The organism is Mumia flava, from assembly GCF_002797495.1.
In the GTDB taxonomy this organism is placed as follows: domain Bacteria; phylum Actinomycetota; class Actinomycetes; order Propionibacteriales; family Nocardioidaceae; genus Mumia; species Mumia flava.
This window is the reverse complement of record NZ_PGEZ01000002.1, coordinates 759,874-773,176: the sequence shown is the minus strand read 5'-3', so window position 1 is coordinate 773,176 and position 13,303 is coordinate 759,874. Positions and strand designations below refer to the sequence as shown.

The following is a 13,303-nucleotide window of genomic DNA, read 5'->3' as shown; positions in this document are numbered from 1 at the left end:
GGTATCAGATTCTGGGACCGGCGACGATAGAGTACGAGCCATGACACGCAGCTTCTCCCTGGCCGTCATCCCTGGCGACGGCATCGGCCCCGAGGTGGTCTCCGAGGCACTCCGCGTCCTCGACGAGACCGCCCGCATCCACGGGTTCAGCTTCACGCAGACCCCGTACGAGCTGGGCGCCGAGCGCTACCTGGAGACGGGGGAGGTGCTGACCGACGAGACTCTCGCCGAGATTCGCGGTCACGACGTGATCCTGCTCGGCGCGATCGGCGGCAGGCCGGGCGATCCCCGGATTCCCGCCGGACTCCTGGAGCGCAACCTGCTCCTGCGTCTGCGCTTCGAGCTCGACCACTACGTGAACCTGCGGCCGACCAAGACCTACCCCGGCGTCGCCACTCCGCTCCGTGATCCGGGCGAGGTCGACTTCGTGGTGGTGCGCGAAGGCACCGAGGGCCCCTACACGGGCAACGGCGGCCGGCTGCGCGCAGGGACGCGGCACGAGGTGGCCACCGAGGTCAGCCTCAACACCGCGTACGGGGTGGAGCGGGTGGTGCGGGATGCGTTCCGCCGCGCCCAGTCCCGCCGCAAGAAGCTCACGCTCGTGCACAAGACGAACGTCCTCGTCCACGCCGGCGGCCTCTGGTCGCGGGTCGTCGACGAGGTGGCGCCGGAGTTCCCGGACGTCACCGTGGACTACCTGCACGTCGACGCGGCGACGATCTTCATGACGACCGACCCGGCGCGGTTCGACGTGATCGTCACCGACAACCTCTTCGGCGACATCATCACCGACCTCGCCGGCGCGATCTCCGGGGGCATCGGCCTCGCGGCCAGCGGCAACGTCAACCCCGACGGCACCGCGCCCAGCATGTTCGAGCCCGTGCACGGCTCGGCGCCGGACATCGCCGGTCAGGGCAAGGCGGACCCGACGGCCGCCATCGGCTCGGTCGCGCTCATGCTCGACCACCTCGGTCTGCCCGAGGCGGCCGCGGCGATCGACGCCGCGATCATGGCCGACATCACCGAGCGGACGGGTCCCCGGACCACCAAGGAGGTGGGGGAGGCCATCGCGGCGCGCGTGGCCGGAGACGTAGCCGGGGCGTGACCGCAGCCCCTCTCGTCACCGACCGATTGGTTAGATAGCGTGCCTGATATGACCAACCTCACCGATGCCCCGTTCACCTATGACACGGAGCCCAATCCTGCTCCCGTGCCGGCGGAGCGTCGCGCCGAGATCCTGGCCTCCCCGGGGTTCGGCAAGCACTTCACCGACCACATGTTCCTCGCCGAGTGGACGCCGGAGGCCGGATGGCACGACGCCCGGCTCGCGCCGTACGGGCCGCTGTCCGTCGACCCCGCAACCGCGGTCCTGCACTACGCCCAGGAGATCTTCGAGGGCCTGAAGGCGTACGCGCACGAGGACGGCTCGATCTGGGCGTTCCGCCCGGACGAGAATGCCGCCCGCATGCAACGCTCCGCGCACCGGCTGGCGCTGCCCGAGCTGCCGACCGACTGGTTCCTCGGATCGATCGAGGCGCTCGTCCAGGCCGATCGCGGCTGGGTCCCCAGCGGCGGCGAGACGAGCCTGTACCTCCGGCCGTTCATGTTCGCCTCCGAGGTGTTCCTCGGCGTCCGGCCGAGCCAGCACGTCACGTACTGCGTGATCGCCTCGCCCGCCGGCGCGTACTTCTCCGGCGGCGTCAAGCCGGTCAACATCTGGCTGTCCCGGGAGTACGGCCGGGCAGGGTCCGGTGGTACGGGCGCGGCCAAGTGCGGAGGCAACTACGCCTCCAGCCTGCTGCCGCAGCAGATCGCGGCCGAGCACGGGTGCGAGCAGGTCGTGTTCCTGGACTCCGGCGAGCACCGCTACGTCGAGGAGCTCGGCGGGATGAACCTCTACTTCGTCCACGACGACGGCACGATCGTCACGCCGCACAGCGACTCGATCCTCGAGGGGATCACCCGTGACGCGATCGCGACCATCTCCGCCGATCTCGGGCACACGGTCGAGCAGCGGCGGTTCAGCATCGACGAGTGGATCGACGGCGTCACCTCCGGGCGGGTCACCGAGGTGTTCGCCTGCGGGACGGCCGCGGTCGTCACGCCGGTCGGCGCGCTGCGCTGGCCCGACGGCGAGGCCGTGTCCAGCGACGGTGAGGGCGGCAAGGTCACGATGGCGATCCGCGAGGCGCTGATCGACCTGCAGTACGGTCGGGCGGACGACCCCCACGGCTGGATGCACCGCATCGCCTGATCCCTGCCGTACCCCGCTGGTCGGGGGTGGGCGCCGTCTCGATCCTCGCTGCGCTCGGCCTCGACGAGCGTGGTTGTGCTGCGCTCGGCCTCGACGAGCGTGGTTGTGCTGCGCTCGGCCTCGACGAGCGTGGTTGTGCTGCTGCGTTTCCCGCTCCGCTGGTCGAGGCGCGAGCGAAGCGAGTGATCGAGACCCCGCCTACGCGAAGAGAGCGGTCGCGGGGTCGTCGTGCAGCGTGACGGCGAGGAGGTCGGCGTCCTCGTCGTACGCGAGGGTCACGTCGATGCTCCGCGCGAGGGTCGGGTCCTCCCCGCCGGCGGACGCGTCGCCGTACCCCCGGGCGACGTCGCGCAGCGTGATCGTGGCGGGACCGACGGGGTCGTGGTCCGGCCACTCCTCGAGCACGCGCTGCGCGAGCCCGGTCAGCACCGCGTCGTACATCGGCAGCTGCCCGGGCGGCACCTGCGCCGCCACGAGCTCGGGCACCCCGACCCGAGCGATCCCGTGCGTGGTCGTGGTGGCGTCGTCGGGGTGCTCCAGCACGAACCAGTCGGTCGCCCGCACCTGGTCCGGGTGCGGGACCGACCCGCCGACGAGCCGCGGGACCGCGACGTCGACCGCCGCGCCGACGTGCTCCGCCGCCAGAGCCCGGGCCCGCTCCTGCGCCCGGCGGTGGACGCCGAGCGCGTCGGCCGTCGGACCCTCCTCGGTCACGGCGATCGCGTGCACCAGGCCCTCCGCGTACGCGACCGCCTTCGGCGACGACCCGCGCGCGAGCAGCAGGCTGGGCGGCGGCACCGGGGGAGCGGGCAGGTCGGACTCCAGCGGCTCGTCGGTGAGGACGACGTAGAGCGCCGTGACCGAGTCCGGGACGTCGACGGGCCGCTCGCCGGTCACGCGGACTGCGTCGGGTCGGCGCCGACCTGGATGACGAGCTTGCCGAAGTTGGTCCCGCGCAGCATGCCGAGGAACGCCTCGGGCGCGTTGTCGAGCCCCTCGACGACGTCCTCGCGGTAGCGCACCGCGCCGTCGGCGATCCACTGCGCCATGTCGGCCTGGAACTGCTTGTAGTGCGCCTTCACGAACTCGTTCTGGATGAATCCCCGCACCGTCAGGCTCTTGGTGAGGATCCGCTGCATCACCGACGGGACGCGGTTCGGGCCGTCGGGGAGGCGGGTCAGGTTGTACTGCGAGACCAGGCCGCACAGCGGGATCCGGCCGTACGTGTTCATCCGCGGCAGGACCGCGTCGAAGACCTTGCCGCCGACGTTCTCGAAGTAGACGTCGATGCCGTCCGGCGTGGCCTCCTTCAGCTTCGCCTTGAACTCGGGGTCGCGGTGGTCGATCACCGCGTCGAACCCGAGCTCGTCCTTCACGTGCGCGCACTTCTCCGGGCCGCCGGCGATCCCGACGGCGCGGGCGCCCTTGACCATCGCGATCTGCCCGACGGCCGAGCCGACCGGTCCGGACGCAGCCGCGACCACCACGGTCTCGCCGGCCTGCGGCTTGCCGATCTCGAGGAGCCCCGCGTACGCGGTGAAGCCGGGCATGCCGAGCACGCCGACGGCCGTCGAGATCGGTGCGCGGGTCGGGTCGAGCCTGCGCACCTGGTTGGCGGGCGCCACGACGTACGTCTGCCAGCCGCCGTACGCGAGCACGATGTCACCCGGCTCCAGGGCCTCGGACCGCGACTCGACCACCTCGCAGACCGTGCCGCCCTCCATCACGCCGTCGACCGGCACCGGGGCGGCGTACGACTCGGCGTCGGACATCCGGCCCCGCATGTAGGGGTCGAGCGACAGGTAGATCGTGCGGAGCAGGACCTCGCCGTCACCGGGGGTGGGGAGGGGCTCGTCGGCGATCCGGAAGTTCTCGGCGCTGGGCTCGCCGGTGGGGCGGCTGGCGAGGCGGACGGTGCGGTTGGTGGTGGACGCGTCAACGGGGGCTGTGGTGGAAGTCATGGTGTCGCCAGTCTAGGATGGGCGCCATGCCACGCGCGGCGGCCGTCACGGTCCTCATCATTCCCGAGCGCGTCTGACTCGAGACCCGAGTCCGACGCGCAGCCTCTCGTACCCCGAGGGGCTTTTTTGTTGGCCTGACGACGGCGTCCCACCCTGCACGCCTCAACCGCGCACCCGCACCGCAGGAAGAACGAACGATGAACGTCCAGACGAACGCCCAGACGAGCCGTCAGCCGGACACGCAGCCGGATCCCTCGTTCCACGTGTACGACACGACGATGCGCGACGGTGCCCAGCAGGAGGGGCTCAACCTCTCGGTCGCCGACAAGCTCGTGATCGCACGCCACCTCGACGACCTCGGCGTCGGCTACATCGAGGGCGGCTGGCCGGGCTCGAACCCGAAGGACACCACGTTCTTCGCCCGCGCCCGGGCCGAGCTGGAGCTGAAGCACGCGACGCTCGCGGCATTCGGCGCGACGCGGAGGGCCGGTACGGCCGCCGCCGACGACCCGCTGGTGGCCGCGCTCCGCGACTCCGGCGCCTCCGTCGTCACCCTGGTCGCGAAGAGCCACGACCGTCACGTCGAGCTCGCGCTGCGCACCACGCTCGAGGAGAACCTCGCGATGATCCGGGACACCGTCTCGTACCTGCGCGAGCACGGGCAGCGCGTCTTCCTCGACTGCGAGCACTTCTTCGACGGCTACCGCGCCAACCGCGCGTACGCCCTCGAGGTGGTCCGGACCGCGGCCGACGCGGGCGCCGAGGTGGTCGTCCTGTGCGACACGAACGGCGGGATGCTCCCGCACTGGGTCAGCGAGATCGTCGCCGACGTGGCGGAGTCGACCGGCGCGCGGCTCGGGATCCACGCGCACAACGACACCGGCTGCGCCGTCGCGAACTCGCTCGCGGCGGTCGCCGCGGGTGCGACGCACCTCCAAGGCTGCATCAACGGGTACGGGGAGCGGACCGGCAACGCCGACCTCGTCACGTCCGTCGCGAACCTCGAGCTCAAGCTCGGCCAGAAGGTCATGCCCGCGGGTGCGCTGCGCGAGGCGAGCCGGATCGCCCACGCGATCGCGGAAGTCACGAACTACCCGCCGTCGGCCCGCCAGCCGTACACGGGCGTCTCGGCCTTCGCGCACAAGGCCGGGCTGCACGCGTCGGCGATCCGCGTCGACCCGGGTCTGTACCAGCACATCGACCCGGTCGACGTCGGCAACGACATGCGCCTGCTCGTCTCGGAGATGGCCGGGCGGGCGTCGATCGAGCTCAAGGGCAAGGAGCTCGGGTTCGACCTGACCGACGACCCCGAGACCCTCGCGCGGGTCACCGACCTGGTCAAGCAGCGCGAGCAGGCCGGCTACACGTACGAGGCCGCGGACGCGTCGTTCGAGCTGCTGCTCGCCGCCGAGGTCGAGGGCACGCCGCCGTCGTTCTTCGACGTCGAGTCGTGGCGCGTCATCACCGAGTCGCACCACGCGGCCGGCGAGGAGGCGCCGAGCGAGGCGACCGTGAAGCTCCACGCCGGCGGCCACCGGATCGTCGCGACCGGCGAGGGCAACGGTCCGGTCGCCGCGCTCGACCACGCGCTGCGGCAGGCGATCGAGCGGGCGTTCCCCGACGTCGCGTCGTTCCACCTCACCGACTACCGGGTGCGCATCCTCGACGAGTCCAGCGGCACCGACGCCGGGATCCGCGTGCTGATCGAGACCTCCGACGGCGCGACGTCCTGGACCACGGTCGGGGTCGGGCACAACATCGTCGAGGCGTCCTGGGAGGCCCTGCTCGCGTCGGTCACGTACGGGCTGCGCCACCACGGCGCCTGACCCGCCGGCGCACGTTGCGCCCCCGATCTGACGCGTTGCCCACCGATCCGGCTGGCCCGTTCGGTGGGAAACGCGTCAGATCGGGGCGATCAGGGGCACCACGCGAGCACACGCTCGACGTCGGCGAGCAGGCGCCGCCGCAGGAGGGCCGCGCGGTCGGCGAGCGCGCGCTGCTCACGGACGTACGCGGCCTTGCCGTCGGCGGTCTCGATCCGCACCGGCTCGTACCCCAGGTCGCCCAGGTCGTACGGCGACGCGCGCATGTCCAGGTCGCGCAGGTCGCGCGCGAGGTCGAAGCAGTCCAGCATCAGGTCCGAGTCGCCGTACGGCACGAGCTTCGCGGCGTACTTGTAGAGGTCCATCCCCGCGTGCAGACAGCCGGGCTGCTCGAGGTCGTGCTGGTTCGCGCGGGTCGGCCGCAGGGCGTTGCGCGGGGCGGCGTCGTCGGTGAAGAAGCGGTACGCGTCGTGGTGCGTGCAGCGGATCTGGTGCGTCTCGACGACCGTGTCCGTGCCGGCGGAGCCGAGCCGCAGCGGCCACGCCTCGTGCCGTACGGCGTCGGCCGGCTGGCGGTAGACCATCGCCCACTCGTGCAGTCCGAAGCAGTCGAGCTTCGCTGGTCGCGTCGCGGTCAGCGCGAGCAGGTCGCGGATCCAGCGCAGCCCATCGACGCGGTGCGCGAGCCGGGCCGGATCCGCCCCGACCGCGCCCCCGTACGCAGCGCCCCCGTACGCGTCGAACCGACGGTAGGCGCCGAGCTCGAGGTACGCGTCCGCCGCGTCGCCGGCGAGCAGCGTCCCGACTCCCGGGTGCCAGCGGGTCAGGCGTGCGGGGGAGTAGCCGTAGTACTCGAACAGGAAGTCGTCGACCGGGTGCCTCTCACCCCGCGCCCGACGCTCGAGCCGCCCGCGGACGTACGGCTCGGCGCGTTCGCGGTACGCGGCGGCGCGGGCCGTCCAGTCGGACTCGGGCAGCGTCACGAACAACGGTCACAGGTCCCGGAGATCTCGAGGGTGTGCGCGACGTCGCGGAACCCGTGGTCGGCCGCGACCTGGTCCGCCCAGCGCTCGACCGCGGGGCCGAGGACCTCGACGGTGCGTCCGCAGACCCGACACACGAGGTGGTGGTGGTGCTGCTCGGTCGCGCAGCGGCGGTAGAGCACCTCGCCGTCGTCGTTGCGCAGCTGGTCGATCTCGTCGGCGTCCGCGAGCGCCTGGAGGTTGCGGTAGACGGTCGCGAGGCCGACGGACTCGCCGCGGTCCCGCAGTGCCTCGTGGACCTCACGGGCGCTGGAGAACGTGTCGAGGTCGGCCATCACCGCGGCGACGGCGCGGCGCTGCCGGGTGGTCCGGACGGGCTGCTCGGTCATGCTGCACCCCCCGGGGCGGCCGGTACGGGGGGTCCCGGCGGTGCCGAGCCCGGCGGTGCTGTGCCCGACCGCCGCCGGCGTCGGAGCCGCCGTGCGAGCCCGCCCAGCGGCGCCACCACGAGGAACAGCGCGAGCGCGATGATCACGATCGTCGGCCCGGGTTGGGTGCTGATCTCGTAGCTCCCGAACACCCCGGCGATGGCCGCGAGGGTGCCGATCGCCATCGCGAGAGCGAACGTGCCGCGGAAGCTTCGCGTCACCTGCTGTGCCGTCGCGACCGGGACCACCATCAGCGCCGAGACGAGCAGCAGCCCGACCGTGCGCATGGAGACGGTCACCGTGACGGCCGCGAGCACCGCGATCAGCATCGCGTACGCCCGCACCGGCACGCCGGAGACGCGGGCGTGGTCCTCGTCCTGGCAGACCGCGAACAGCTGCGGCGACAGCCCGACGGCGAGCACCAGCACGACGACCGCGAGCGCACCGACGACCGCGAGGTCGCCGGCGGAGACGGTCGTGATCGACCCGAAGAGGTAGGAGTTCAAGGTCGCTGCGGACCCGCCGGCGAGGTTCGTCAGCATGACGCCCCCGGCGATGCCGCCGTAGAACAGCAGCGCGAGCGCGACGTCGCCGCTGGTCCGCCCGTACATCCGGAGCAGCTCGATCGTCACCGCCCCCAGGATGCTGACGATCACCGCGGTGATCAGCGGCTGGGTGTTCGTGATCAGCCCGACGGCGACGCCGGTCAGCGCGATGTGGCCGATCCCGTCGCCGAGCAGGGAGAGTCGACGCTGGACCAGGTACATCCCGATCGCGGGCGCGGTCAGACCGGTCAGCAGGGCGGCGATCAGGGCGCGCTGCATGAAGTCGTACGACAGGATCTCGGTCACGACGGCCACGCCCCCGTCCCCTCGACGCCGACGAACCCCGGCGGCTCGTCGAGGTGCGGGTGGTGCTGGCTGTGCGGCTCGGAGGAAGCGCCGACGCGTTCGTCGGAGCACGGCCCGTCGTACGCCACGCGTCCGTCGCGCAGCACGACGGCGCGGTTGATCAGCGGCTCGAACGGCCCGAGCTCGTGCGCGATCATGAAGATCGACCGTCCCTCGGCGAGCAGCTGCCCGAACAGGGTCGCGAGCGAGACCTGGTGCGCGAGGTCGACGCCGGCGGTCGGCTCGTCGAGCACGAGCAGGTCCGGGTCGCCGACGAGCCCGCGGGCGATCATCACGCGCTGCTGCTGGCCGCCGGAGAGCTCCGCGGCGGGTGCGTGCGCGTACGCCCCCATCCCCACCGCGCTGATCGCCTCGGCGACGGCTCCACGGTCGGCGCGACCGGCGACGCCGACGAACCGGCGCCGTGCGAGCCGCCCGCTCATCACGACCTCCCTGACGGTCGACGGGACGCCCGAGGCAGCGGTGGAGCGCTGGGGCACGTAGCCGATCCGGGCGTGGTCGCGGAACGACCGCAGCGGCGTCCCGAACAGCCGCACCTCCCCTCCGTGCGTCGGCAGCAGCCCCAGGGCGGCGCGCATCAGCGTGGACTTGCCGGACCCGTTGCTGCCGAGCAGCACGACGAACTCGCCGCGCCGCACGGTCAGGTCGACCCCCCGTACGACCGTGCGCCCGCCGAGTGCCACCCGCAGGTCGGAGATCGCGAGCGGCTGAGCCGAGGAGGCCTCGACCGGGCTCGTACGGGGGTGGTCGGTCATGAGCAGTCGTTCGCCTTCTGCAGCGCCGTGAGGTTGCTGCGCATCAGGGAGAGGTAGTCCTCGTCCGCGGTGTCGTCGGTGAGCCCTTCGATCGGGTCGAGCACCGCGGTGGTCGCTCCGGTCTCGCTCGCGACCGTCTCGGCGATCTTCGGGCTCGTCAGCGACTCGGTGAAGATCGTCGTGACACCTTCTGCCTCCACCGTATCGGCGATGTCGACGAGGTCCTGCGGGGACGGCTCGGTGTTCGGCTCGATCCCGGCGATCGGGACCTGCTCGAGGTCGTACGCGTCCGCGAGGTAGCCGAACGCGGCGTGGCTCGTCACGAACGTCCGGAGCGTGCAGGAGGCGAGGCCGTCGGAGAAGTCGGTGTCGAGCCGGGTGAGCCGGTCGAGGAGCTTCGTGGCGTTCGTGTCGTAGGCGGCGGCGTTGTCCGGGTCGATCTCGCTCAGGCGGTCTCGTACGGCCTCGGCGATCTGCGCGGTCCGGGCCGGGTCGAGCCAGACGTGCGGGTCGAGGGAGCCGTGGTCGTGCCCGTCGTCGGCGCCGTGCTCCTCCTCGCCGTGCTCCTCCTCGCCGTGCTCCTCCTCGCCGTGCTCGCCCACCTCGGCCTCGTGCTCGTGGCCGTCGGAGTCCATCGTGAGCAGGTCGACGACGTCCGCGACGTCGAGGCGCGCCTCGTCGGACAGCGCGGACTGGTCGAGCGCGTCGTCGACCGGCGGCTGGAAGCCGTGCAGGAACACCACGAGGTCCGCGTCGTTGACCGCGCCGACCTGCTTCGGAGTCAGCTCCAGGTCGTGCGGCTCCACCCCCGGCTGCGTGAGGTTGTCCACGTCCACCATGGTCCCCCCGATCTGCTCGGTCACCCAGGCGAAGGGGTAGGCGCCGGCGACGACGTCGATCGTGCCGTCGTCGGCGGAGCCGTCGGAGCCGCAGGCGGCGAGGGCGGGAACGGTCAGGGCAGCGGTGGCGGCGAGCGCGGCAGTGCGGATCTTCACGGGAGCAGTCTATTGGTACTGAGAACCATTATCAAAAACGGTCCGGTCGCGATGGCCTCACAGCAGCCAGGTCAGCAACCGTGCGACCAGCAGCGCGACCAGGATCCCGAGCACGAAGGCCCGCAGCCGCGCCGTACCCGCCGACGCCGGCTGCGTGGACGACCACCAGGCGATCCCCGCGACCAGCGTCGCGAGCGCCACGACACCGAGCAGCGCCGGCCCCGCGAGCCCCACGATCAACAGCACCGCTGCGGCGATCGGCACGATGATGCGCGCCGCGCGGGTGGCGAGGAAGATCTGCAGCGACGACGGGGAGTCCGGCATGGCGTCATCCTGCCAGCGCGCCCGTCTGCTGGTCGAGGCGCGAGGGTGCTGACCTTTCCGTCGGTCGAGGCGCGAGCGGAGCGAGCGATCGAGACCCCCGGCCATGGTCGCGTCTCGATCCTCGCTCCGCTCGGCCTCGACGAGCGGTGTGGGCTTCGCTCGGCCTGCATCCCGTCGGTCGAGGCGCGAGCGGAGCGAGCGATCGAGACCCCAGCTCGTACGATGCGGCGCATGCTGGTGATCACCCGTCTGCGCGTCCCCGCGTCCGACGCCGACGCCGTCGTCGAGGAGGCCGCGGCCGCCCGTACGGCGCTGTCCGCCCAGCGAGGGTTCGTCGACGCGTACTTCGGGCGCAACCTCGACGACCCGACGCTGTGGACCTTCACGACCCGGTGGGAGAGCGTGGGCGCGTACCGGCGGGCGCTGTCGGCGTACGCCGTCAAGGTCGACGCGGCGCCGTTGTACGCCCGGGCGCTCGACGAGCCCACTGCGTACACCGAGGAGATTCGCGACATCAGCTGATGTCGCCGTACTCCCACCGCTGTCGCACGCACCCCGCCGTAGGTGCCTGCGTTCGAGCCGTCCGGATCGGACGGCCCGCCGTGGGCGCACACCTGGCAACGCAGATCTCCGCCGGGCTGGGGAAACCATCCGCGCCAGGTGGCAGGTTGCGTAGCCGGCTGGGAAGACCGCCAGAGCCGCACCGGTCCGTACGGGGGTGCTGGCGTGGTCGGATACCCTGGACCGGCCTTCGGGCGCGGGACGCCACGGCGACCCGCGGATGCCCGCCGACAACCCAGCCGGAAAGGAAGCACCCCCGTGCCTGCCTCCACCATCGACCAGATCGTCAGCCTCTCCAAGCGTCGGGGATTCGTCTTCCCCAGCGGCGAGATCTACGGAGGCACCCGCTCCGCCTGGGACTACGGTCCGCTGGGCGTCGAGCTGAAGGAGAACATCAAGCGCCAGTGGTGGCGTGCGATGGTGCAGCGGCGCGACGACGTGGTCGGTCTCGACTCGTCGGTGATCCTTCCGCGCCAGGTGTGGGAGGCGTCCGGGCACGTGGACGTGTTCACCGATCCGCTGATCGAGTGCCAGCACTGCCACAAGCGGTTCCGTGAGGACCACCTCCAGGAGGCGTACGCGGAGAAGAAGGGGATCGACAACCCCGACGACGTGGCACTGACCGACGTGGCGTGCCCGAACTGCGGCACCCGGGGCCAGTGGACCGAGCCGCGCCAGTTCTCCGGCCTGCTCAAGACGTACCTCGGCGCCGTGGACTCCGAGGAGGGGCTGCACTACCTGCGCCCGGAGACCGCGCAGGGCATCTTCGTGAACTTCGCGCTCGTGATGGCCGCGGCCCGCAAGAAGCCGCCGTTCGGCATCGCCCAGATGGGCAAGAGCTTCCGCAACGAGATCACGCCGGGCAACTTCATCTTCCGGACGCGCGAGTTCGAGCAGATGGAGATGGAGTTCTTCGTCAAGCCGGGCAGCGACGAGGAGTGGCACCAGTACTGGATCGACGAGCGGATGCGCTGGTACACCGACCTCGGCGTCTCCGCCGACAATCTGCGGCTGTACGAGCACCCGGCCGAGAAGCTGTCGCACTACTCCAAGCGCACCGTGGACATCGAGTACCGCTTCCGGTTCGCCGGCTCGGAGTGGGGCGAGCTCGAGGGCGTCGCCAACCGCACCGACTTCGACCTCGGCACGCACGCGAAGCACTCCGGCAGCGACCTCACGTACTTCGACCAGGAGCTCGGCGAGCGCTGGACCCCGTACGTCATCGAGCCCGCAGCAGGTGTGAACCGTTCGATGATGGCGTTCCTCGTCGACGCGTACCGCGAGGACGAGGCCCCGAACGCCAAGGGCGGCGTCGACAAGCGCACGATGCTCGCGCTCGACCCGCGGCTCGCCCCGGTCAAGGCCGCCGTGCTGCCGCTGTCGCGCAACGAGAAGCTCAGCCCGGCCGCGCGCGACCTCGCGGCCGAGCTCCGTACGGCGTGGAACGTCGACTTCGACGACGCCGGCGCGATCGGTCGCCGCTACCGCCGCCAGGACGAGATCGGCACGCCGTTCTGCATCACGGTCGACTTCGACACCCTCGACGACCAGGCCGTCACCGTGCGCGAGCGCGACACGATGACCCAGGAGCGCGTCTCGCTGGACCAGGTTCCGGCCTACCTCGCCACCCGGCTGGTCGGCGCGTGAGGTGGGCGACCTGGCGGCGGCCCGCAGCGGCCGTCGCGCTCGTCGGCGCGCTCGTCACCGTGACCGCGGCCTGCAGCGGCAGCGACGACGCCGAGCCTGCCGACGCGAACACCCCGACCTCCACGTCGTTGGTCGACCTGCCCGACGGCGTCACGCTGACCGAGGCGGGGACCGCGGTCGCCGTCGGGAAGCCGGCGACGATCGGCTACCCGGTCGGTGACAAGGCAAGTGCGATCACCGTCACCGTGACGAAGGTCCGCAAGGGCACGGCTGCCGACCTCGACGGGTGGGCGCTGCCGGGCAAGACCGCCGCGGCGACGCCGTACCTCGTCGACGTCACCGTCCGCAACGACGGACCGGACCCGCTCGGCGGCGCGAAGGTTCCGGTCTTCGCGGCCGATCCGGGGGACACGTACGTGGCGCCGACGTCGTTCAAGGGCGGGACGTTCACGAAGTGTGCCGGCGGTGCGCTGCCGAAGCCGTTCGCCCAGGGCGACGTCGCGAAGCGGTGCTACGTCTTCCTCACGCAGCCGGGCAAGCCATTCACCAGCATCCAGGTCCGCACCGACGACCTGGCGGCGCCGGTGTCCTGGACCCTGCGCGGCTGAGGCGCCGACCGTACGGGTCGACCCGAATCTCGTTCGCCCACCCGATCCGCCGC

14 protein-coding genes are annotated in these 13,303 nt (G+C 71.7%); 6 read left to right on the top strand and 8 right to left on the bottom strand.

The window, feature by feature from the left end:
* Positions 1 to 40: 40 nt before the first annotated feature.
* Together CLV56_RS17720 and CLV56_RS17715 are read left to right on the top strand one after the other, a co-directional pair.
* Positions 41 to 1,105, top strand: coding sequence for a 3-isopropylmalate dehydrogenase (locus CLV56_RS17720; protein WP_039340534.1), 1,065 nt, complete (start codon positions 41 to 43; stop codon positions 1,103 to 1,105).
* Between the two features lie 48 nt (positions 1,106 to 1,153).
* Complete coding sequence (locus CLV56_RS17715) at positions 1,154 to 2,254, top strand: branched-chain amino acid aminotransferase (RefSeq protein WP_039340533.1); 1,101 nt, start codon at positions 1,154 to 1,156, stop codon at positions 2,252 to 2,254.
* 198 nt (positions 2,255 to 2,452) lie between these two features.
* Here CLV56_RS17715 and CLV56_RS17710 read toward each other — a convergent pair whose 3' ends face one another.
* Both CLV56_RS17710 and CLV56_RS17705 read right to left on the bottom strand, forming a co-directional pair.
* Positions 2,453 to 3,151, bottom strand: coding sequence for a hypothetical protein (locus tag CLV56_RS17710; protein ID WP_039340531.1), 699 nt, complete (start codon positions 3,149 to 3,151; stop codon positions 2,453 to 2,455).
* Entirely contained in the window at positions 3,148 to 4,215 is a 1,068-nt protein-coding gene (locus CLV56_RS17705; protein ID WP_039340529.1) for an NADP-dependent oxidoreductase, read from the bottom strand. Before CLV56_RS17705 ends, CLV56_RS17710 begins: the two co-directional genes overlap by 4 nt.
* Positions 4,216 to 4,412: 197 nt before the next feature.
* Here CLV56_RS17705 and cimA point away from each other — a divergent pair, with 197 nt between their 5' ends.
* Positions 4,413 to 6,041 carry a citramalate synthase gene (gene cimA, locus CLV56_RS17700; RefSeq protein ID WP_100415363.1) on the top strand — a complete coding sequence of 543 codons (1,629 nt, stop codon included), beginning with the start codon at positions 4,413 to 4,415 and terminating at the stop codon, positions 6,039 to 6,041.
* Between the two features lie 89 nt (positions 6,042 to 6,130).
* Here cimA and CLV56_RS17695 read toward each other — a convergent pair whose 3' ends face one another.
* The 6 genes from CLV56_RS17695 to CLV56_RS17670 are packed head-to-tail and all read right to left on the bottom strand — an operon-like array spanning position 6,131 to position 10,434.
* On the bottom strand, positions 6,131 to 7,021 hold the full coding sequence (locus CLV56_RS17695; RefSeq protein ID WP_245857985.1) for a 3-methyladenine DNA glycosylase: 891 nt from the start codon (positions 7,019 to 7,021) through the stop codon (positions 6,131 to 6,133).
* The gene (locus CLV56_RS17690) at positions 7,018 to 7,410 is read right to left on the bottom strand and encodes a Fur family transcriptional regulator (protein WP_039340524.1); all 393 of its coding nucleotides are present in this window, start codon (positions 7,408 to 7,410) and stop codon (positions 7,018 to 7,020) included. The genes CLV56_RS17695 and CLV56_RS17690 overlap by 4 nt, the downstream gene beginning before the upstream one ends.
* On the bottom strand, positions 7,407 to 8,309 hold the full coding sequence (locus CLV56_RS17685) for a metal ABC transporter permease (protein WP_245857984.1): 903 nt from the start codon (positions 8,307 to 8,309) through the stop codon (positions 7,407 to 7,409). The genes CLV56_RS17690 and CLV56_RS17685 overlap by 4 nt, the downstream gene beginning before the upstream one ends.
* Positions 8,297 to 9,115 (bottom strand): metal ABC transporter ATP-binding protein, encoded by an 819-nt coding sequence (locus CLV56_RS17680; protein ID WP_100415362.1) that lies wholly within the window; start codon positions 9,113 to 9,115, stop codon positions 8,297 to 8,299. Before CLV56_RS17680 ends, CLV56_RS17685 begins: the two co-directional genes overlap by 13 nt.
* Complete coding sequence (locus CLV56_RS17675) at positions 9,112 to 10,110, bottom strand: metal ABC transporter substrate-binding protein (protein ID WP_039340522.1); 999 nt, start codon at positions 10,108 to 10,110, stop codon at positions 9,112 to 9,114. Before CLV56_RS17675 ends, CLV56_RS17680 begins: the two co-directional genes overlap by 4 nt.
* Positions 10,111 to 10,167: 57 nt before the next feature.
* Entirely contained in the window at positions 10,168 to 10,434 is a 267-nt protein-coding gene (locus tag CLV56_RS17670) for a hypothetical protein (protein ID WP_039340520.1), read from the bottom strand.
* Positions 10,435 to 10,665: 231 nt separating this feature from the next.
* On the opposite strand from CLV56_RS17670, the gene CLV56_RS17665 reads away from it, so the two are divergent.
* The 3 genes from CLV56_RS17665 (at position 10,666) to CLV56_RS17655 (ending at position 13,250) form a co-directional block, all read left to right on the top strand.
* Positions 10,666 to 10,956: an antibiotic biosynthesis monooxygenase gene (locus CLV56_RS17665; RefSeq protein WP_039340575.1), complete on the top strand. Its 291-nt coding sequence runs from the start codon at positions 10,666 to 10,668 to the stop codon at positions 10,954 to 10,956.
* Positions 10,957 to 11,253: 297 nt separating this feature from the next.
* On the top strand, positions 11,254 to 12,642 hold the full coding sequence (locus CLV56_RS17660) for a glycine--tRNA ligase (protein WP_039340518.1): 1,389 nt from the start codon (positions 11,254 to 11,256) through the stop codon (positions 12,640 to 12,642).
* Positions 12,639 to 13,250 carry a hypothetical protein gene (locus tag CLV56_RS17655; protein ID WP_039340517.1) on the top strand — a complete coding sequence of 204 codons (612 nt, stop codon included), beginning with the start codon at positions 12,639 to 12,641 and terminating at the stop codon, positions 13,248 to 13,250. The genes CLV56_RS17660 and CLV56_RS17655 overlap by 4 nt, the downstream gene beginning before the upstream one ends.
* Positions 13,251 to 13,303 lie beyond the last annotated feature (53 nt).